This is a genomic window from Candidatus Pseudomonas adelgestsugas, from assembly GCF_004124255.1.
In the GTDB taxonomy this organism is placed as follows: Bacteria; Pseudomonadota; Gammaproteobacteria; order Pseudomonadales; family Pseudomonadaceae; genus Aquipseudomonas; species Aquipseudomonas adelgestsugas.
In genome coordinates, this window is sequence record NZ_CP026512.1 from 728,690 (window position 1) to 749,045 (window position 20,356).

Annotated in this window: 16 protein-coding genes; all 16 read right to left on the reverse strand. The window is 44.8% G+C overall.

Annotated features, from left to right (window positions below):
- Nucleotides 1–412: 412 nt before the first annotated feature.
- The 16 genes from nuoN to C3B55_RS02020 all read right to left on the reverse strand — a co-directional run bounded on the left by nuoN (nt 413) and on the right by C3B55_RS02020 (nt 20,333).
- On the reverse strand, nt 413–1,876 hold the full coding sequence (nuoN, locus tag C3B55_RS01945) for an NADH-quinone oxidoreductase subunit NuoN (RefSeq protein WP_129211883.1): 1,464 nt from the start codon (nt 1,874–1,876) through the stop codon (nt 413–415).
- 7 nt (nt 1,877–1,883) lie between these two features.
- Entirely contained in the window at nt 1,884–3,416 is a 1,533-nt protein-coding gene (gene nuoM / locus C3B55_RS01950; protein WP_129210996.1) for an NADH-quinone oxidoreductase subunit M, read from the reverse strand.
- 39 nt (nt 3,417–3,455) lie between these two features.
- A complete protein-coding gene (gene nuoL / locus C3B55_RS01955; protein ID WP_129210998.1) occupies nt 3,456–5,309 on the reverse strand; it encodes an NADH-quinone oxidoreductase subunit L in 1,854 nt (617 codons plus the stop codon).
- Nucleotides 5,306–5,614, reverse strand: a complete 309-nt coding sequence (nuoK, locus tag C3B55_RS01960) for an NADH-quinone oxidoreductase subunit NuoK (protein WP_129211000.1) — start codon at nt 5,612–5,614, stop codon at nt 5,306–5,308. Before nuoK ends, nuoL begins: the two co-directional genes overlap by 4 nt.
- 5 nt (nt 5,615–5,619) lie before the next feature.
- Nucleotides 5,620–6,120 carry an NADH-quinone oxidoreductase subunit J gene (gene nuoJ, locus C3B55_RS01965; RefSeq protein ID WP_129211002.1) on the reverse strand — a complete coding sequence of 167 codons (501 nt, stop codon included), beginning with the start codon at nt 6,118–6,120 and terminating at the stop codon, nt 5,620–5,622.
- Nucleotides 6,121–6,129: 9 nt separating this feature from the next.
- A complete protein-coding gene (nuoI, locus tag C3B55_RS01970; protein ID WP_129211004.1) occupies nt 6,130–6,678 on the reverse strand; it encodes an NADH-quinone oxidoreductase subunit NuoI in 549 nt (182 codons plus the stop codon).
- Between the two features lie 19 nt (nt 6,679–6,697).
- Nucleotides 6,698–7,696 (reverse strand): NADH-quinone oxidoreductase subunit NuoH, encoded by a 999-nt coding sequence (nuoH, locus tag C3B55_RS01975; protein WP_129211006.1) that lies wholly within the window; start codon nt 7,694–7,696, stop codon nt 6,698–6,700.
- Nucleotides 7,693–10,407: an NADH-quinone oxidoreductase subunit NuoG gene (nuoG, locus tag C3B55_RS01980; RefSeq protein WP_129211008.1), complete on the reverse strand. Its 2,715-nt coding sequence runs from the start codon at nt 10,405–10,407 to the stop codon at nt 7,693–7,695. The genes nuoH and nuoG overlap by 4 nt, the downstream gene beginning before the upstream one ends.
- Before the next feature lie 85 nt (nt 10,408–10,492).
- Nucleotides 10,493–11,845: an NADH-quinone oxidoreductase subunit NuoF gene (nuoF, locus tag C3B55_RS01985; RefSeq protein WP_129211010.1), complete on the reverse strand. Its 1,353-nt coding sequence runs from the start codon at nt 11,843–11,845 to the stop codon at nt 10,493–10,495.
- Complete coding sequence (nuoE, locus tag C3B55_RS01990; protein ID WP_129211012.1) at nt 11,842–12,339, reverse strand: NADH-quinone oxidoreductase subunit NuoE; 498 nt, start codon at nt 12,337–12,339, stop codon at nt 11,842–11,844. Before nuoE ends, nuoF begins: the two co-directional genes overlap by 4 nt.
- Before the next feature lie 2 nt (nt 12,340–12,341).
- Nucleotides 12,342–14,129 carry an NADH-quinone oxidoreductase subunit C/D gene (nuoC, locus tag C3B55_RS01995; protein ID WP_129211014.1) on the reverse strand — a complete coding sequence of 596 codons (1,788 nt, stop codon included), beginning with the start codon at nt 14,127–14,129 and terminating at the stop codon, nt 12,342–12,344.
- 74 nt (nt 14,130–14,203) lie between these two features.
- Nucleotides 14,204–14,878 (reverse strand): NuoB/complex I 20 kDa subunit family protein, encoded by a 675-nt coding sequence (locus tag C3B55_RS02000; protein ID WP_129211015.1) that lies wholly within the window; start codon nt 14,876–14,878, stop codon nt 14,204–14,206.
- A gap of 34 nt (nt 14,879–14,912) precedes the next feature.
- Complete coding sequence (gene ndhC, locus C3B55_RS02005) at nt 14,913–15,302, reverse strand: NADH-quinone oxidoreductase subunit A (RefSeq protein ID WP_129211017.1); 390 nt, start codon at nt 15,300–15,302, stop codon at nt 14,913–14,915.
- 1,365 nt (nt 15,303–16,667) lie between these two features.
- Nucleotides 16,668–18,038, reverse strand: a complete 1,371-nt coding sequence (purB, locus tag C3B55_RS02010) for an adenylosuccinate lyase (protein WP_129211019.1) — start codon at nt 18,036–18,038, stop codon at nt 16,668–16,670.
- 762 nt (nt 18,039–18,800) lie between these two features.
- Entirely contained in the window at nt 18,801–19,925 is a 1,125-nt protein-coding gene (gene mnmA / locus C3B55_RS02015; protein ID WP_129211021.1) for a tRNA 2-thiouridine(34) synthase MnmA, read from the reverse strand.
- 183 nt (nt 19,926–20,108) lie between these two features.
- Complete coding sequence (locus C3B55_RS02020; RefSeq protein ID WP_157978052.1) at nt 20,109–20,333, reverse strand: hypothetical protein; 225 nt, start codon at nt 20,331–20,333, stop codon at nt 20,109–20,111.
- Between the last annotated feature and the right edge of the window lie 23 nt (nt 20,334–20,356).

A 20,356-nucleotide genomic window follows, 5' to 3' on the forward strand; every position in this document is an offset into this window, starting at 1 on the left:
ATATTTTAGTAGTTTATTACTGTGCGCTATGTCTTACAGGTTGTGGCATGCTTGGTTGCTAGTGATCACAGAATAGTTAAGTGCTATTTTTTAAAATTTGTTTGTGGTATCTGTTCAGAAATTTTCTGTCATCCTGACTTGCGACTAGCTACAAAGATAATTAAGTAGTGAGCTAGATGAGCAATCTGCATGCAAATATTGCTAGCAAATGCATTAGGTTATTATACTTGATTTATTGACCTGATTTTAGTTGAGTAATTATTATGCGTAAATTTAATATACACTAATCAATGATCTTATATTGTGATTAGAGCCGTAATTACTCTATAGGCATTATAAGTACGCTTTTAAATATACCTTTTCACTCAGATACAAAGGTTCGCTGAAACACTGCGTCAATCTAAGTGAGCAATTAAGCGCCAAGCGTCGTATATCGCACAATGGTGAGCAATGGTTGTGGGTATACACCAAGTAAAAATACAAATATGGCGATAGCCAGTAGCATTACACCGCCAGCTTTTTGTTCCCAGTGCAGCTCGGTATCCACATAGCGCAGGCTTGGCCCGATCATGTACAGAGTAATCATAACGCGCAAATAATAAAATAAGCTGATGGCGTTGCCCAGTACTAAAGATGTAACTAGCCACCATTCATGGGCCTCAACGCCAGTTGCAACGATATAGAACTTGCCAATAAAGCCTGCAGTTAAAGGGATACCAGCAAGCGACAGCATTATTAAGGTTAGCACTATAGTCAGGTATGGACGTCGCCAAAATAGACCGCGGTATGTATGTAGAGTATCGGTATCACAGTCCTGAAAAGGCGCAGACATTAGTGTAATTACGCCGAATGCACCGAGACTATTAAGTACGTAGGTGACCAAATATACGCATATTGCTTCTACTGCCAGTCCCTTGCTTGCCACTAGAGCTATTAGCAAGTAGCCAAAGTGCGCAATAGATGAGTAGCTAAGCAGACGTTTTAGGTTGCTTTGGGTGAGGGCTAGTAGATTACCGAATAGAATTGACGCAATGGCTATTACGGTCAGCACGTTACTCAGTACGCCGGTGTTGGCAGCAGGGGAAATCTGGAACAGACGCACCATCACCGCAAAAACTGCTACCTTCGACACCGTAGCTAAAAATGCTGCTACTGGCGCTGGGGCGCCTTCGTATACGTCAGGAGTCCACAGATGGAACGGTACCAGGGAAAGCTTAAATGACAGGCCTATTAACATTATTGTTAAGCCTAGTTGAGCGCTTGGTGCAGGCATTTTAGTGGCCGCTATGGCATGGCCGATACCAGTAAAACTGAGACTTCCTGCTTCTGCGTAAAGCAGCGCCATACCAAACAATAGGAATGCAGAGCTAGCGGTTGACAGTACCATGTACTTGATACCGGCCTCCAAGGAGCGTTTATTGAAAAATGCATAGGTCACTAAGCCATAGGTTGGGATTGACAATAGTTCTAGACCTATCAACAGTTCGGCTAAGTGTTGAGAACTAACTAATACGATACCACCAGCCGCAGCTAGCAAGAGCAACAGGTATAGTTCTTCCTTATTGCCTGGGTAACCAGTGCTACCTTCACCTATATGAGCATGAGCTAGAATGATACAGGCTATAGTAGCGATAAGAATTAACGCGATGTATAATAGTGCGAAGTTATCAATAATCATCAGTTTGGTCACCACTAACGGTGCGACCTTAAGGGCTTGGATAATCGATAGCAAGGCTAGGTTTAAACCTGCACAAGACAGCATGAATGTTTGTAAATGATTGCGGTTCCAGGCGATCGTTAGCATTACTACTACAATCGTGAGATTAGTAATCAGCAGCGGCGCAAGCGCGCTTAAGTGTTGGATCGTTAATTCCATAGCGCTTTTACCGGACTGAAGCAAGTTGAGAAAAGGCAATGCTAAGCCTATGCTGTATGCCATATATCGTTGTAGCAGAAATGTCTAAGAACGGTTGTGGGTATATGCCGATATAAAGTATTAGTAATGCAAGGCTAAGGGTCATGATTAGTTCGCGAGCATCCATTCCTTGCAGAAGAATATCAGACTTAGCGTAACCGAAGTAGATGCGGTGTATCATGATCAGCAAGTATATTGCATTGAGCACGAGGCCGGATGTAGCGATAGCACTAATCCATGGTGTGCGCACAAACGCACCCATTAAAATTAAGAATTCGCCAATAAAATTACCAGTGCCAGGCAAACCTAGAGACGCGGCACAGAAAAATAGATTAATTGCTGGTAAATACGTGATACGCGCCCACAGGCCACCCATTTCACGCATGTCAAAGGTATGTAGCCGTTCGTATAATTGACCAGTGAGAATAAATAATGCAGCAGTCGAAATACCATGGGCCAACATTTGAATTATAGCACCTTGCAGTGCTATTTGGTTGTTAGAGTAGATGCCGATTAGCACAAAACCCATATGGGAGATGGACGAGAAAGCTATTAGGCGCTTGATGTCGGTTTGTGCAAAGGCCAGGAACGCACCGTAAAAAATTCCTACTAAACCCATAGTCATAGCAATTGGTGCAAACTTTGCTGATGCATTTGGGAATAGCGGTAGAGCAAAACGCAGTAAGCCGTACGCAGCAGTTTTCAGCAAAATGCCAGCCAGGTCAACGGAACCTGCGATCGGTGCTTGGGCGTGCGTATCAGGCATCCAAGAGTGAAACGGCACTGCTGGCAGCTTCACCGCAAAAGCGATGAAGAAGCCTAGCATTAGGATATATTCAGTAGTCAGAGATATTTTAGTTTTCAATAAGTCAACGTAGTTGAAGGTAATTATGCCAGTATTATTAAAGTTGACTAATACTAGCCCCAGTATGGCTACTAACATAATTAAGCCAGAAGTTTGAGTGAAGATGAAAAACTTTGTCGCCGCATAGATACGGGTTTTCTTGCCATCCGAAGAATCATGACCCCATAGTGCGATGAGGAAATACATCGGTACCAGTGTCATCTCCCAGAAGAAGAAGAACATGAACAGGTCTAGGGCAAGGAATACTCCGACGACGCTACCCAAAATCCACATTAAATTAAAGTAAAAGAAACCTATGTAACGTTGAATTTCTTTCCAAGCGCAAAGTACTGATAGGATTCCTAGTAAGCCGGTCAGTAGGATCATTAATAGCGACAGGCCATCAATAGCCAGATGCATATTGATGCCGAAGCGTTGGATCCATATTTGTTTGAATTCAAATACAAAGGCTGGATCGGCACCAGGTATTGGTATAAATGAATAGTCGCTATGGACCCATAGCCAGAGGCTGAGAGAAAGCTCCACAGACATTGTCAGTAAAGCAATCCAGCGTGGGAGAGTGGCCCTAAAGTGTGCACTAATCCAGCAGAGTTGGCCGCCAATAAACGGGATCAGAATTAGCCAAGGCAGAATCATGATTGGTTCATTTCCTTTTACAAATCTGCAATACTTATATCAGACTGCAACCATAACGATAGCGCCGATTACTAGTGTTGCACCGATGGCTATGGAGGCCGCATACCAGCGTAATTGACCAGTTTCGCTGTAGCTCAGGGTCTTATGGCTAGCTTTAGTAGCATACTGGATTAGGCCAACGATTTGGTCGATTGGGTCATTGCGTATAACATAGCTGATTGCAAGGTATGGTTTAATGAACAGTTTGTCGTAGATCCAATCGAAGCCCCAGGCGGCAAACCACCAGGCAGATAGGAAACGACCAGCGCTACTGTTAGCTATGGCAGTCACGAAGCGACGTTTGCCGAGGAATAGCATTGCTGCTAGCAGGATGCCTGTAATGGCGATAGCACCAGAAGCAAGTTCCAGACTGTGTTTGGCAACGCCACCAGCATGGCCGGTACTTTCTGGTAGCGCGCCTATTAGTGGCGGTGTGATCATGGCGCCAATAAAAGTCGATAAAATGATTAGCACCGATAGCGGCAACCAGTAAAAGATATCGTGTTCAGCATGCACTTTAGTTTTGGCTTCACCGTGGAAAGCGATAAAGATTAGGCGGAATGTATACAAAGAAGTTATGAAGGCACCAATTAAGCCTGCATACAGTAGGCTGTGATTACCACTAGCAAAGGCCTCCCAAAGTATTTTGTCTTTTGAGTAAAAGCCTGCTGTTACTAATGGCAATGCTGCGAGGGCAGCACCACCGACGATAAAGCTAGCGTATGCTAATGGTAGTTTATTCCACAATCCGCCCATCCTGAAGATGTTTTGCTCATGGTGACAAGCGATAATCACCGCACCGGAAGCAAGGAATAATAAAGCCTTGAAAAAAGCATGAGTCATTAAATGAAAAATTGCAGCGTCCCAGGCGCCGACACCTAAGGCAATAAACATGTAGCCTATCTGACTCATAGTAGAGTAGGCGAGGATACGCTTAATGTCGGTCTGCACTAGCGCAGCGAAGCTGGTTAGCACTATAGTTAAACCGCCTATCAGTCCTGCGAGGTGCAGGATTTCCGGCGCAAGTATGAATAGGCCATGAGTACGTGCGATCAGGTATACACCGGCAGTAACCATGGTTGCGGCATGGATCAGCGCCGAAACTGGAGCAGGGCTGACCATAGCATCCACTAACCAGGTTTGTAGTGGTACCTGTGCTGATTTACCTACGGCGCCACCCAGTAGCATTAGAGTCGCTAAAGTAATCCAGAAGTCGCTGACCTGGAATTTATGCGGTGCCAGTATCAACAGTTCCTGTATATTTAGTGTGCCTACTTGTTGAAATAGAATGAAAAGACTAATGGCCATAAATACGTCGCCTATACGGGTGATGACAAAGGCTTTGAGTGCTGCGTTACAGTTATTATTGTTTTTATAGTAGAAACCGATCAGCAGGTATGAGCACAAGCCAACACCTTCCCAACCGAAGTATAGGAATAAAAGGTTATCGCCGAGTACTAGGAATAGCATCTCGGCAACAAATAGGTTGGTATACGAGAAAAACCGTGAGTAACCGGTTTCACCGCGCATGTACCAGGACGCAAACAGGTGGATTAGGAGACCCACACCGACTACTACGCCAATCATGGTAATCGATAAGCCGTCTAAGTACAGTGTAAAGTCAGGCTTGAAGCCTGCTACTGACATCCACTGCCATAGTACGATGGTGTAGTGGCCGCCTGCCGGTGGCATCACATTAAACTTCCAAATGACGTAGGTGGCAACAAGCGCCGACAGGCTAATAGACCCTACACCTATTAAAGCAGATATGTTTTCTGACCAGCGTCCACGAGAAAACGATAGTAGCAGAAAACCGATTAAGGGGAATATGAAAGTCAGAAATATCATATTCATCCGTGCATTTTACTGACAGCGTCGATATCAAGTGTATGAAAACGACGATACAGTTGCAGCAAAATAGCCAGACCTATACTGGTTTCAGCAGCAGCTAGGCTGATCACCAGAATAAACATGATTTGTCCATCTGGCTGGCCCCAACGTGCACCAGCAACGATAAAGGCTAGTGCTGTGGAGTTCATCATAATTTCTAAGCTCATTAATACGAACAAAATATTACGGCGAACCATCAGGCCGGCCAAGCCAAGGCAGAATATAATACTGGAGACCACTAAACCATGTTCCAGAGGGACAGCATGCATTGTTATTACTCATTTGCTTCATTACGGCCTAAATGGAAGGTGGTTACGGCTGCAGCGAGTAGTAACATGGAAGTCAGTTCAACTACCAGCAGGTATGGGCCGAATAAGCTGCCACCTATGGCTTTTGCGTCTATTTTAGTGTTGCTAATGGTTTGGCCGCTCTGGTAAGCGAATAGCATATATAGTAGCTCAGAAAGCAGCAATGCTGTGAGTATTACTGGGCCGAGCCAGATGTTTGGCTTGAGCCAAGCGCGTTCTTGAACAACTGAAGTTGGTCCCAGGTTAAGTATCATCACCACAAACACGAATAGCACCATTATGGCGCCAGCGTATGCAATCATTTCCAGCATACCGGCAAACGGCGCACCAAGGCTAAAGAAAATCATAGCTACGGAGATCAATGAAATAATCAGGTATAACAAAGCGTGTACTGGGTTGGTATTGGTGATCACGCGAAACGCAGACGCTACTGCAATACTCGACGATAAATAAAAAGCGAATGTCATCTTTTCCCCTTAAGGTAACAAGCTCTTCACGTTGATCGGCTCAGCTTCGTTTTGTGCGTTACCTTTCGACTTACCAGAAATAGCCATACCTGTAACATGATAAAAGTTATAATTAGGGTTTTTACCTGGACCAGAGATCAGTAAATCTTTTTTCTCGTACACCAAGTCCTGACGGTCGAACTCTGCCATTTCAAAATCTGGTGTTAGCTGAATCGCGGTGGTTGGGCAGGCTTCTTCGCAAAGGCCGCAGAAAATACAGCGTGAGAAGTTAATGCGGAAGAAGTCTGGATACCAGCGACCGTCTTCCGTTTCAGCCTTTTGCAGAGAGATGCAATCTACTGGGCACGCTACAGCGCACAGGTTACAGGCTACGCAACGCTCTTCGCCATTCGGATCACGAGTCAGCACGATGCGGCCGCGATAGCGCGGTGGTAGGTATACCGCTTCTTCTGGGTATTGCAAGGTATCGCGTTTATGGAAGCTGTGACTAAACACCATCAACAGGCTACGCAACTGAGTGCCGGTACCCTTAACGATGTCGCTAATATATTTAAACATGAGCTTATCCATCACTTGGTCATAGCGCGGGCGTGTTTAATAATACAATAGTAGCTGTTACTAGTAAATTAATCAGGGTTAGTGGCAGGCAAAATCTCCAGCTAAAACCCATCACTTGGTCATAGCGCGGGCGTGGGATAGAAGCGCGCACTAAGATAAACAACATGATAAAGAGCGCAGTTTTCAAGCAAAACCAGAAGAAAGTTAGTTGTGGCAGGATGTTAAATGGACAATGCCAGCCGCCGCAGAACAGTGTAACTAACATTGCCGAGATCAAAATAATGCCTATATACTCACCAATGAAAAACATTCCCCATTTCATGCCAGAGTATTCAATGTGGTAACCGTCAGCCAGTTCCTGTTCTGCTTCCGGAAGATCAAAGGGATGACGGTGAGTCACAGCTATGCCAGCGATAAAGAAGGTGCAGAAGCCAAAAAACTGCGGAATGATAAACCACGAGTGCTGCGCTTGGTATTCTACGATGTCGCGCATGTTAAACGAGCCAACTTGGACTATAACGCCCATTAGGGCAATACCCATAAATACTTCGTAAGATATAGTCTGCGCTGCACCACGTAAGCTTCCCAACAGGGCAAACTTGTTGTTACTCGACCAGCCGGCGAACAGGACTGCGTAGACTGATAGGCTGGCCATGGCGAAGAATAATAGCAAGCCAACATTCAAGTTTGCTACACCCCAGATAGGGGTGATTGGTATGATTGCAAAAGCAATCAGCAAGGTGCTCATGGCTACCAACGGTGCTAGAGTAAAAATGACTTTGTCAGCAAACGGCGGGATCCAATCTTCCTTGAATAATATTTTCAACATATCAGCGGCAATTTGAAACATGCCAAATGGGCCTACACGGTTAGGACCGTAACGGTCCTGCCATAAGCCCAGTAGTCGACGCTCAACAAAACTAAGCATGGCGCTAGCTATGATTACAGTAAATAGAATTACGATAGCTTTGACAACAGAGACAATAACGTCGACAACTTCTATAGTTAGCCAAGTCATTGCACTATTTCCTGTAGACAATCAATGGTTTTGCCAAATATTGTAGGTGGGACACCAGTAAAACCTTTTGGTAGCGCGATCAGGCCAGCACTTAATTCATCGCTAATACATAGCGGTAGACGTAGAGTCCGGCCAGCTACATTCAGCCTAAGAAGGGCACCATTGCTTATGCCTAGACAGTCAGCTTCGGACTTGTTTACGGATACGTAGGTGGTTATAGTACGTGCTTGTATTGGTACGGCTTTTGAGGAAGTTTCTTCACTGCCAAAAAGATGGAAGAACGGTACAACCTGCCAAGTGCCTTTAGCCGGGTTAAATGGACGTGGTATGGCGGTGAACCAGTTTAGCGAATCACCAGTGCTTTCGATCAGGCGGGTACCTGGATCGCCTGACCGTATATGACCACCTACCTCGTCCTGGAACTTATTCCAGGCTTGCGGAGAGTTCCAGCCTGGCGACCAGGCAAATGGCACTTGCTGACGTGGTTCAACTGAGCCTGAGTAACCTTCCATAGAAAAGGTAAATGCAGTGTCTTGGTCTTGTGGTATACAAGGTTCGTGCACACTTATGTCAGCATGCATGGCTGTACGACCTGAGTAACGCAAAGGTTCACGGGCTAGTTTCATGCCTTTGATACGGAATAAGGCAGATGGTGCAGCATCTACAATACGCGTTAGTTGCATAGTACTTGCGGCGGTAGCAGCAGTTACGTGGTCTAGTTCAGTCCATTCAATTGGTTTATTCAGCAAAGTGGCACGTATGGCATGCAGCCAGCGCCAGCTTTCGTGAATGAGGATACCGGCATCCATATATTTTGGATCAAATACTTGGAAAAAGCGCTGAGCGCGGCCTTCTTGACTAACTAAAGTACCATTGCCTTCGGCAAAAGTCGCAGCTGGTAGTATTAGATCAGCACGCTCGCTCGTAGCAGTTTTCTGGTGGTCGACAACGATTAGTACTTTGGCTGCATCCAGAGCCGCATTAATTTGGAGCGAATCCGTGCGGGTGTACAGATCATTTTCTAACACTATGATAGCATCGGCATTGCCATCAATCACAGTTTGCAGGGCAACATCAATGGATTCGCCACCGAGTATAGCTAAGCCAAGACTATTGGCTTCCGGCACAATCAGACTAATGGAACCGTTCTTGTCACGCAGTTTTAATGCTTTAGCAATGTTGGCAGTAGCTTCGATCAGCGCCCTGGAGCCTAGCGATGTGCCGGAAATAATTAGAGGATGCTTGGCTGCCAGAAGAGCGTCAGCTATACGCTGTGCCAGCTCAACGGTTTTAGAATCTAAGTCTTCGACATTAGGTGCATTATCGTCGATAATGTGGGCTACGGCGAAACCGATACGGGCCAGGTTATCTGGAGCAGCATGTATACACTCTTTGGCAATATCGTCAAGTTTAGTTTCAGCTAAGCTAGCAATAAATAGTGGGTACAGTGCATGCTGGCCTATATTTTTTACTGCAGCATTTAACCAATGTGGTACATGCATGGCGTTAGCCATCTCTTTGGCCTTGCCTTGGACCGATTGACGCAGTGACAGCGCAATACGCGCTGCTGTCTGGGTTATGTCTTCACCAAGAATAAATATTGCGTCATGTTCTTCAATTTCACGCATGTTCGGTATAGGCAATGGACTACTATTCAGTACTCTGAGCACTAGACGGATGTGTTCTAGTTCTGTGGCTTCAATGCCGGAATAAAAGTGTTTAGCACCTACTAGTTCGCGTAACGCATAGTTACTTTCGAGGCTGGCGCGTGGCGAACCGATACCGACGATGTTACGCCCGCGCAGTAATTCAGCGGCTTTATCTAGTGCGTCATTCAGGCTAAGTTTTACGCCAATAGCCAGCAGTGGTTGGCGAGGGCGATCTTCCCGATTAACGTAACCATAACCGAAACGGCCGCGGTCGCACAGGAAGTATTGGTTAACCGAACCGTTAAAGCGGTTTTCGATGCGACGCAGTTCACCATAGCGTTCTCCAGGAGAGATGTTGCAACCGCTGGAACAGCCGTGACAGATACTTGGTGAAAACTGCATATCCCACTTACGATTATAGCGATTAGAGTGAGTTTTGTCGGTGAATACGCCAGTAGGACAGATCTCGATAAGGTTACCTGAGAATTCGCTTTCAAGTACACCATCTTCAATACGCCCGAAGTACACATTGTTATGTGCACCAAATACTCCTAGATCAGTGCCGCCAGCATAGTCTTTATAAAAACGTACGCAACGGTAGCAGGCTATGCAGCGGTTCATTTCGTGGGAGATAAATGGGCCTAGGTCTTGGTTTTGGTGGGTGCGCTTATTAAAACGATAACGGCGCTTATTGTGGCCGGTCATCACTGTCATATCTTGTAGGTGGCAGTGACCGCCTTCCTCGCAGACTGGGCAGTCGTGCGGGTGGTTAGTCATTAGCCATTCGATAACACTTGCGCGAAATACTTTAGATTCTTCGTCCTCGATAGAGATCCAAGTGTTATCTGTAGCAGGAGTCATACAGGACATGACTATAAAACCACTAGTGTCGTTTTCGTTAGCGAACCGCTTAACAGCGCACTGACGGCAGGCACCAACACTACCAAGCGCTGGGTGCCAGCAGAAATAAGGGATGTCGAGGCTTAGCGAGAGACACGCTTGTAATAGGTTGCTTGCCCCATCGACTTCAAGTGCTTTACCGTCTACGTGGATAGTGGCCATAATTTAAAGCTCTTCGGTGACCCGTTGTCAACGGGGGGGTAATTAATAAGAATCTTGTTCTTTTCTATATACAGTCTTGTAGACATTAACACATGAGCAAGTGAACAGACTCTTCGCATTTCGAAGCTTTTTTAGGTGCGATACCGGCTTCGAATTCCGAACAGAAGTATTTGATTGCGCTACCCAATGGCTCTGCAGCGCCAGGTGCATGAGCACAGAAAGTTTTGCCTTGGCCAAGGAGACCGACTAGATCAAGCAGGATCTCGATATCGCCAGGTTGGCCTTCACCTTTTTCAATCGCCATCAAGAGCTGTACGCTCCATGGCAAACCATCACGACACGGCGTGCAAAAGCCACACGATTCACGGGCAAAGAATTGTTCTATGTTGCGCAGCAATGACACCATGTTGACGGTGTTGTCTACCGCCAATGCTAGACCGGTACCCATACGTGTACCAACCTTAGCAATACCGCCAGTATACATTTGTGCATCGAGGTGTTTGGGCATTAGAAAACCGGTACCAGCACCGCCTGGCTGCCAGGTTTTCAAAGTGTAGCCATCGCGCATACCGCCGGCGTAATCCTCGAACAGTTCTCGTGCGGTTACGCCAAATGGCATTTCCCATAGACCCGGGTTCTTGACCTTACCAGAAAAACCCATGAGTTTAGTGCCCATGTCTTCACTATCTTTGCGAGCTAACGATTTGTACCAGTTTACACCGTTAGCAATGATCGACGGCACGTTGCATAGTGTTTCGACATTGTTCACGCACGTTGGTTTACCCCATAGACCTACGGCAGCAGGGAATGGCGGTTTAGAGCGCGGGTTGGCACGTTGTCCTTCGAGGCAATTAATTAGTGCGGTTTCTTCGCCACAGATATAACGCCCTGCGCCGGTATGTACAAATAGTTCAAAATCAAAACCAGAGCCAAGAATGTTTTGACCCAGTAGACTTGCTGTCTTTGCTTCTTCTAGGGCGCGATTAATGTGTTTAGCGGCGGTTATGTATTCACCACGCAAGAAGATGTAGCCACGGCAGGTGTTTATTGCGCGCGCACTGATCAGCATGCCTTCTATTAGAAGGTGTGGCAGTTGTTCCATTAACATACGATCTTTCCATGTATTCGGCTCCATTTCATCCGCGTTACACAGTAGGTAGCTGATATTAATAAATGTATCCTTAGGCATTAGGCTCCACTTTACCCCAGTAGGAAAACCTGCACCGCCACGGCCCTTCAGGCCTGCGTTTTGCACAGTCTTGACGATATCATCTGGGCTCATATCGGCTAAGGCTTTGCGCGCAGCTGAATAACCGTTCTTTGCCTGGTACTCATCTAGCCATACTGGCTCAGCATCATAACGCAAGCGCCAGGTCAGCGGATGGGTCTCAGGCGAACGCTTTAGCAGGTTGGCTGGACCGAAAGACGTCATGGTCATAGGTAGCTCTCAAGCAATTGGATTACCCCAGCCGGCCGCATATCACCGAACGTATCATCGTCAATCATTAACGCTGGCGCCTTGTCGCAGTTGCCAAGGCAACACACAGGCAGTAGTGTAAAGCGGTTATCCTGGGTGGTTTGTCCGAGGTCTATATCGTGCTTGTTCTTTATCTCGCTAATCACTGATTCGTAACCTCCGATGTAGCATGTTATGCTGTCGCACACGCGAATAATGTGGCGACCGACAGGCTGTCGAAAGATCTGACTGTAGAATGTAGCCACACCTTCAACGTCGCTGGTCGTGATGCTGAGGATCTTAGAGATGGCATAAAGCGCACCGTCTGGCACCCAACCACGTTCTTTTTGGATAATCTTTAAGGCTTCGATTGACGCTGCGCGATAATCATCATAGTGATTGAGTATATGCTCAATAGCTGAGCGCTCAGTTTTTCTTAAAATAAAATTATTTGTTTGAAAAAGCGTGCTATTCATGCTTAACGGTCCACATCGGCCATAACGAAATTGATACTACCAAGATATACAATCAAGTCTGCGATCATCCCACCTTTGATCACCGAGGGGATTTGTTGTAAGTGGGCAAAGCTTGGTGTGCGAATCCGTGTACGATAACTCATAGTGCCGCCATCACTTATTAGGTAATAACTGTTAATACCTTTTGTTGCTTCGATCATCTGGAAAGATTCATTGGCCGGCATCACTGGTCCCCACGAAACTTGTAGGAAGTGCGTGATTAGTGTTTCAATATGCTGCAGCGTTCTTTCTTTAAGCGGTGGTGTGGTTAATGGGTGGTCCGCTTTGTATTGACCAGCTGGCATGTTACGCATGCACTGTTCAATAATCTTTAGACTTTGGCGCATTTCTTCTATATGAACAATACAGCGATCGTAAGAATCACCGTTAGCTGTCAGTGGGACTTCAAATTCGAAGTTCTCGTATCCAGAGTACGGGCGCGCTTTACGCAGGTCAAAGTTGCAACCAGTAGAACGTAGGCCAGCACCAGTTACGCCCCATGCTAAAGCCTCTTTGGTGTTGTTTTTAGCAACCCCAATGGTGCGGCCCTTAAGAATGCTGTTACCTAGCGCAGCTTTTTGGTATTCATCCAGACGCTTAGGCATCCAGTCGATAAACTCTTTAACCAGGCAATTCCAGCCATTTGGCAGGTCGTGTGCTACGCCACCAATGCGGTACCAGGAAGGATGTAACCGGAAACCGGTGATAGCTTCGATTACTTTGTAGGCACGTTGACGATCGGTAAAGGTGAAGAATACCGTTGTCATGGCACCAACGTCCTGGATATAGGTACCTAAAAATAGTAGGTGGCTCGTGATCCTAAAGAATTCAGCCATCATAATGCGGATGGTATTAACGCGATCTGGTACTATAATGCCGGCTAGCTTCTCTACTGAGAGCACGTATGGCAAGTTGTTCATCACGCCGCCAAGGTAGTCGATGCGGTCAGTATATGGAATGAAGCTATGCCACGACTGACGCTCGGCCATCTTCTCGGCACCACGGTGGTGGTAGCCTATGTCTGGCACGCAATCGATAATTTCTTCACCGTCTAATTGTAGGACAATACGGAAGGCGCCGTGAGCTGAAGGGTGGTTAGGACCTAAATTCAGAAACATGTAGTCTTCGTTAGCGCTGGAACGTTTCATGCCCCAGTCTTCCGGACAGAAGCGTGCAGCTTCTTCTTCAGCCTGTTGCTTCGCAAGGTTAAAACTGAATGGGTCAAATTCTGTTGCGCGCGCAGGGAAGTCCTTGCGTAGCGGGTGACCATCCCAGGTCGGCGGCATTATGATGCGCGTGAGGTGTGGGTGTCCATGCACATCGATACCAAACATGTCCCAAACTTCACGTTCGTACCAGTTAGCGTTAGGCCAGATACCGGTGACGGTCGGAATGCTCAGTTCGCTTTCTAATAATGCAACTTTGATCATCACATCACTATTACGTTCTAGTGACATCAGGTGATAAAATACAGTAAAATCAGCGTTGCTCGGCAACGCCTGACGCTTAGTACGTAGACGCTCGTCAACTCCATGTAAATCATATAGCATAATGTATGGCTTAGGTAAATTGCGCAGGAAAGTCAGGACTTCGATAAGTTTAGTCCGCGCTACCCATAGGACTGGCATACCAGTGCGTGTGGTTTGGACTGTGAAGGTGTCAGGGCTAAAATAGTCGTTAAGTTCGACGACTACATCCTGGTCGTCGATCTTGTAAGGTGGAATGTACAGAGCACTGCCTATAGTGGTCATAGTTTTTTATCGCTGTTAGTCAACACAAAGAATGAAGCCAGTGTTTTGTTCTGTATTATAGAAGCAGTGCTGGATCAGACTTCGTCTGGATTGCGCAGGTTTGTAACCTGAATGCGTTGTTCACGGTACTGTTCTTTTTGTGACGGCATCTTGGCACGATAAACACCTTGATCTCCAACAATCCAGGAAAGTTGACGGCATTCCTTGCTAATCGATTCCTGCAATAGTATTAAGCCTTGCAAAAAAGCTTCAGGTCGTGGTGGACAGCCAGGTACGTATACGTCTACGGGCAGAAATTTATCTACCCCTTGAACTACGGAGTAAATATCGTACATACCACCGGAATTAGCGCACGAACCCATAGATATCACCCACTTTGGTTCGAGCATTTGCTCATAGAGACGCTGAATGATCGGGGCCATCTTGATAAAGCAAGTTCCAGCTATCACCATGAGATCCGCCTGACGCGGTGATGCCCGTATAACCTCTGCACCAAATCGTGCTATGTCGTGAGGCGCTGTGAAGGCGGTGGTCATTTCTACATAGCAGCATGAAAGCCCAAAGTTGTATGGCCATATGGAGTTTTTACGCCCCCAGTTAACTGCGTTACTCAGCGCATCTTTCAGCTTGCCCATATAAATATTTTTATAGATTTGATCTTTTAGTGGATCGGAAATAGTCTCATTTTTGTCAATTGGATGCTTATTGTTAAGAGCATTCGAGTCGATTTTAGTAAGATTGTATTGCATTGCTAAAGTCTCATTGTTTCGGCTTTGCTTGCCGCTAGCGGCGCACCTTTGTAGTCCAGTCAAGGGCGCCAACTCGAATTAGGTAGATAAGGCCTGCTAACAGAATTGCTATAAAAACAAGAGCTTCAACGAAGCCTGTCCAACCACTTTCACGGACCGATACAGACCAGATAAGTAAAAATATGGTTTCGATATCAAAGATTACAAACAGCATTGCGACTAGATAAAATTTTGCTGAAAGCCTTAAGCGGGCACTACCTGTAGGTAGCATGCCAGACTCGAACGGTTCATTTTTGCTGCGACCAAAGGCTTTTGACCCGAGGAGACTGGATATACTAATGATTAAGATACAAAAACTAATGGCACTGAGGATAAAAATTGCAAAGCCCCAGTCATGGGCTATGAGCTCTGTCGCTTCGTTCATGCTGTCAACCCTTAGCAAAATAGCATTGCTATATGATATTATATATTTTATCAGCTAAATATATGCAAAGTAAAATTACCATATCGAAATTATTTAAATAAATAAGAAGAGTATACGTTTGTATAACTGTAGTTTTTAATAGTGCAGACGTTTAACTAATTTAGTTTGATTTTAACTGTCACGGAAATTTCCGTACTTTACATGGTTACGAATATTGTTCACTTGAAATTTAAGCAAAGATTTCTCGTGTTACGGAGAAGATTATCGTTGCTTGCTAGAGCTCTGTTAGTGATTTAGATAAGTCTTTTAACCTATTTGATTCATATAACTTACCACTAGCTACTAAACGTAGGTTAGAAACCTACCATATTTGAATTAATGGTATTTATATATCAGTATTATTGTAGTCAACAATATTCTCTAAATTGCTAGCAGATCTTTCGCAAGGCACATAATGCGCTACGAATGTTGAACTTACGTGGTGGCGTTAGCAAGCCACTAATGTTATAGCATCACGTAGGTGATCATACTCGTTGCAGACGTAAACTGGTAAACTTTAGTATCTGTTTAGTCTAGCTATTTTTTTGTTCGATCAAGCTAAAACAATTTAGATCAATTTATCGCTGACCTATAGTCTACGCTAGTTCTTGAGTTCTAAGATACGACCGATTTCTCTATACATCCGGTGCCTCAGCCGGGTACACTGTTTTCCTTGGTTCGCGTAGCTGTCTAACAGATGATATCAGCTATGCTCGGTGTACAGAAACAGATTAAATATTGTCATGTAATTATACTGAGTCATGCTCAAGCATGAGTAGCAGCGCTAGTAATTAAAGCATGTCTATTTAACTCTAAGATTCACTTAGAGCTCTCTTTAAAGTTCAGCCAGGATGTGTATGTTTGGTATGTTGTAGCAGCTGGTTTTAGAAAGTGCATATATTAGCCTGCTTGCTAATTGCGCTCATTTTAAGCATACAAGCAGGAGCACGTTTTAATTATAGACATGTTAGCCAGCTTTCGCTAACATCAGGTGTACTCTTTTGATAAGACATAAAGTACTACTACAATGCGACAATTTATAGCATAAAACTGGCTGTCCGTTTTGTTAAAAAATATACACTTACCATTTGACGTAGAGCCGTAGATATGTTTAGTGAACTAACTAAATGTCGTGCAGTTCCAATTATCATTAGTTGCGCTTAACCATCGGTTACAGTATAATCTTTTCTCCTGGAGTTCAAGACGCGCAGTCTATCAACATCAATCAGTTTTTGGACATTATAAATAGTCTGCCATAATGGCAATGTTTCGTTTGCCAATAGTCGTATAAAGACTCTCGTGTCGTTAGGTGATGCTAATTAAATATTAAATACGCTTAGCTTGAGTCACCGCATTACCAATGTAATTGGCTGGGGTAAGGAGTTTGAGTTTAATCTTAGCTGAGACTGGTATGTCTAAATTATCGATAAAAGTTTGTAAGGCGTCAGGGCTAATAACCTTACCACGCGTTAATTCTTTCAGCTTTTCGTATGGGTTTTCAATGTTGTAGCGGCGCATTACAGTTTGAATCGGCTCAGCTAAGACTTCCCAAAAGGAATTTAGATCGGCAGCAATCTTCTGCTCGTTTAGTTCAAGTTGGCTGATGCCTTTTAAACTCGCTTTGTACGCGATCACACAATAGGCTAAGCCTACACCTAAATTTCGTAGTACAGTTGAGCCAGTCAGGTCGCGCTGCCATCGAGAAATAGGTAAATTGCTAGCAAGGTGGTGGAGTACAGCATTAGCCATGCCTAGATTGCCTTCGGAGTTTTCAAAGTTGATCGGGTTGATCTTGTGTGGCATGGTCGACGAACCACTTTCACTAGTAATGATGTGTAGTTTAAAATAGCCTAAGGATATATAGCCCCAGATATCGCGATTGAAGTCAATCAGGATAATGTTGAAGCGTGCAATGGCGTTACAAAGCTCGGCAATGTAGTCGTGCGGTTCGATCTGCGTAGTATATGGGTTAAAACATAGACCTAGCTCATCTTCAATAAAAATACGAGAGTTAGCTTCCCAATCAATATCCGGATAGGCAGATAAGTGGGCGTTGTAGTTGCCAACTGCGCCGTTGATCTTGCCCATAAGCGGCACGGCAGCAGTTTGAGCGATTTGGCGCTCTAGGCGGTACACCACGTTGGCTAGTTCTTTACCCAAAGTAGTCGGCGATGCTGGCTGACCATGGGTACGCGATAGCATTGACACTGTAGCGAAGTTTATTGCTAGTTCGCGAATGGCTTCGGCGGTCTGACGCATTAATGGCAGTATTATGTCATGACGTCCTTCTTTTAGCATCATAGCGTAGGCAAGGTTATTGATGTCCTCGCTAGTACAGGCAAAGTGGATAAATTCGCTGACTTTGGCTAATTCTGGCACTGTGGCTGCTTGCTCTTTGAGCAAGTATTCGACTGCCTTGACATCATGATTGGTGCTACACTCGATCTCTTTCACGCGTTCGGCATATTTAAGAGAAAAGTTTTCCGTAAGGGCGCTCAAGATAGCATTAGCTTTGTCTGAAAATACTAGCACTTCACTTATTGCCGGGTGAGCAGCTAGGCGTTGAAGCCAGCGTACTTCAACTAGAATACGAGCACGAATCAAGCCGTATTCGCTGAATATATAGCGTAAAGCCTGAGTTTTATTAGCATAGCGACCGTCAATAGGGGAAATTGCAGTGAGTGAAGAGATTTGCATAGGGTAATTCTCAAACAGTCTAGTAACGAAACATGGCATGCATTATAAATGAAAAATCTTACGGTCAGTTGATAACTAAACGATATAATTACGCGTAGGACGATAAAAGCTAGATACTGCAACTGATTAGCTGCAATATATATTGGTAAACTTCTTTCAAGTAGTGTGCACTGGCTAATTACTAACTGCCAACAATATCTACCCTAACTGCCGCTACAAGAGTATAGGCCGAATACTAGCCTATGAGCATGACGCGTATTTTAATACGCTGTTAAAATTCTGCAAGTTACGCATATCGTTGTACACATGAATGCGCGGATATAAAGTGTTTAAGGTATTTTGATGCAGCGCACTATGGGCAACAATTACGTTGTCGTGAGTCAGGCTGAAGCATTCGATTTAAGATTTAATCGACGACAGTCGCTTACTAGTAGCTTTGGTTATGCCATGCTAATTGCTTAACCAGTGAACAAGACCACTTGGTTAAGCAATTAGCATGGCACATCATACAGTTGCACGCGTTGCAAATGGCCCTGGTTTGCGTTCTAAGACGGTACATTAGGGTGTGATAACATTCTGCAGCATCAAGTCATCACCACTATTTATATACTTCTAGGTAATCATTGGAATTGCAGATTAATAGGCTGTCTATTATACAAGTAATAGTCAGCTCCAGTAACTTGGTTAAGTTCTAACAAACCTACTTACTAATACAGCTACCAGGAACTACCGGAATGCCAGTTCATTACTATTAAGTGTAGCTTATGTTGCGTTACTCCATGGTTCAGCCACTTCAATTACACCACCACCCAAACATATTTCACCATCATAAAATACTACAGATTGGCCAGGTGCTACTGCACGCTGTGGATTATCGAATGTGGTACGATAGCCGCTCGCAATTTTACTTATGGTGCATGGCTGTTGGCTCTGTCGATAACGTACTGTAGCGGTCAGTCGACGTGGTGTTTTCAGGTCCATTGGGTTGATCCAATATATTTCTGAGGCAAGCAAGGTGCTGGAGAATAACAGTGAGTGTTGATTGCCTTGACCCACGATTAGCGTATTGTGTTGCAGTTCTTTAGATATTACGTACCACGGTTCTTTACCGGCGTCATTTAAACCACCAATACCTAGGCCATGGCGCTGGCCAATAGTATGGTACATCAAGCCATGGTGGCGGCCAATTATTTTACCGTCGATAGTTTTGATTTTACCAGGCTGGGCTGGTAGGTATTGCTTGAGAAAGTCGCTGAATCGACGTTTACCAATAAAACAGATCCCGGTGGAATTCTTTTTCTTAGCTGTAACTAGACCGTGCTTCTCTGCGATTTTACGCACTGTGGATTTATTGAGTTTACCCACTGGAAACAGTGTTTTAGCGATCTGTTCTACGCCAACAGCGTGCAGAAAGTAGCTCTGGTCTTTATTCGGATCTAGGCCTTTCAGCAATTCGGTGCGGCCATCTACTTCGCGACGTCGTACATAGTGGCCAGTAGCGATCAAATCGGTGCCTAGCATCATTGTGTACTTAAGGAACACCTTAAACTTGATCTCGCGGTTACACCAAATATCTGGGTTTGGTGTACGGCCAGCCTGATATTCAGTCAGGAAATGCTCAAATACGTTATCCCAGTACTCTGCAGCAAAGTTAGCTGTGTGCAGTTTTATGCCGATTTTGTCACATACAGCTTGGGCGTCCGCCAGGTCATTCATGGTGGTGCAATATTTTGTTCCATCATCTTCTTCCCAGTTTTTCATGAACAGGCCTTCTACTTTATAACCTTGTTCTACAAGAAGAACGGCAGCAACGGAAGAATCTACGCCGCCAGACATAGCGACAATGACACGCTTTTTGTTTACGTCAGAAAAGGCTGGATCAGGCATATGGTTTCAACTTTTGTTTTGAACAAAATACAATTTTAGCAGATTGGCGTTAGCAAAACAAAAAGACAAAAATGAAGTTTTGAGGCTGTAGTACTTAATTATTTAAACAATCACTGATATCATAGATCATTAATTTCACTTCGTAATTTTTGCATAGCAGCCATCAGCTAGTCACAATACTGGCTAGTAGGTATCTTTAACTGTCTGAATCTGCACACTATCATTCATGATAGTGTATAAGGTTTTGGTGGTAAAACGCACATGTTTACAGAGTACGCCATTGCTGGGTAGTAGTTTATATAAATGGATATCGATAACGCCAGCAGCTTCTACGTTAGCGCTAGTTTGTAAGGTTTTCGTGCGTGGCAGCTTCAAGTTAGGAGTTAAAGCTAGTGACAGGTAGTTCATGACTGATTGCATAAGGCGCAACT

What these genes read in the sequence shown, in the direction of transcription:
- ndhC (WP_129211017.1), bottom strand. Translation starts at nt 15,302, where the DNA reads ATGAACGAAGCGACAGAGCTCATAGCCCATGACTGGGGCTTTGCAATT.
- nuoF (WP_129211010.1), bottom strand. Translation starts at nt 11,845, where the DNA reads ATGACCATGACGTCTTTCGGTCCAGCCAACCTGCTAAAGCGTTCGCCT.
- nuoJ (WP_129211002.1), bottom strand. Translation starts at nt 6,120, where the DNA reads ATGACATTCGCTTTTTATTTATCGTCGAGTATTGCAGTAGCGTCTGCG.
- nuoN (WP_129211883.1), bottom strand. Translation starts at nt 1,876, where the DNA reads ATGGAATTAACGATCCAACACTTAAGCGCGCTTGCGCCGCTGCTGATT.
- mnmA (WP_129211021.1), bottom strand. Translation starts at nt 19,925, where the DNA reads ATGCCTGATCCAGCCTTTTCTGACGTAAACAAAAAGCGTGTCATTGTC.
- nuoL (WP_129210998.1), bottom strand. Translation starts at nt 5,309, where the DNA reads ATGAATATGATATTTCTGACTTTCATATTCCCCTTAATCGGTTTTCTG.
- nuoH (WP_129211006.1), bottom strand. Translation starts at nt 7,696, where the DNA reads ATGACTTGGCTAACTATAGAAGTTGTCGACGTTATTGTCTCTGTTGTC.
- nuoE (WP_129211012.1), bottom strand. Translation starts at nt 12,339, where the DNA reads ATGAATAGCACGCTTTTTCAAACAAATAATTTTATTTTAAGAAAAACT.
- nuoI (WP_129211004.1), bottom strand. Translation starts at nt 6,678, where the DNA reads ATGTTTAAATATATTAGCGACATCGTTAAGGGTACCGGCACTCAGTTG.
- C3B55_RS02000 (WP_129211015.1), bottom strand. Translation starts at nt 14,878, where the DNA reads ATGCAATACAATCTTACTAAAATCGACTCGAATGCTCTTAACAATAAG.
- nuoG (WP_129211008.1), bottom strand. Translation starts at nt 10,407, where the DNA reads ATGGCCACTATCCACGTAGACGGTAAAGCACTTGAAGTCGATGGGGCA.
- C3B55_RS02020 (WP_157978052.1), bottom strand. Translation starts at nt 20,333, where the DNA reads ATGAACTACCTGTCACTAGCTTTAACTCCTAACTTGAAGCTGCCACGC.
- nuoC (WP_129211014.1), bottom strand. Translation starts at nt 14,129, where the DNA reads ATGACCACTATAGGCAGTGCTCTGTACATTCCACCTTACAAGATCGAC.
- purB (WP_129211019.1), bottom strand. Translation starts at nt 18,038, where the DNA reads ATGCAAATCTCTTCACTCACTGCAATTTCCCCTATTGACGGTCGCTAT.
- nuoK (WP_129211000.1), bottom strand. Translation starts at nt 5,614, where the DNA reads ATGCATGCTGTCCCTCTGGAACATGGTTTAGTGGTCTCCAGTATTATA.
- nuoM (WP_129210996.1), bottom strand. Translation starts at nt 3,416, where the DNA reads ATGATTCTGCCTTGGCTAATTCTGATCCCGTTTATTGGCGGCCAACTC.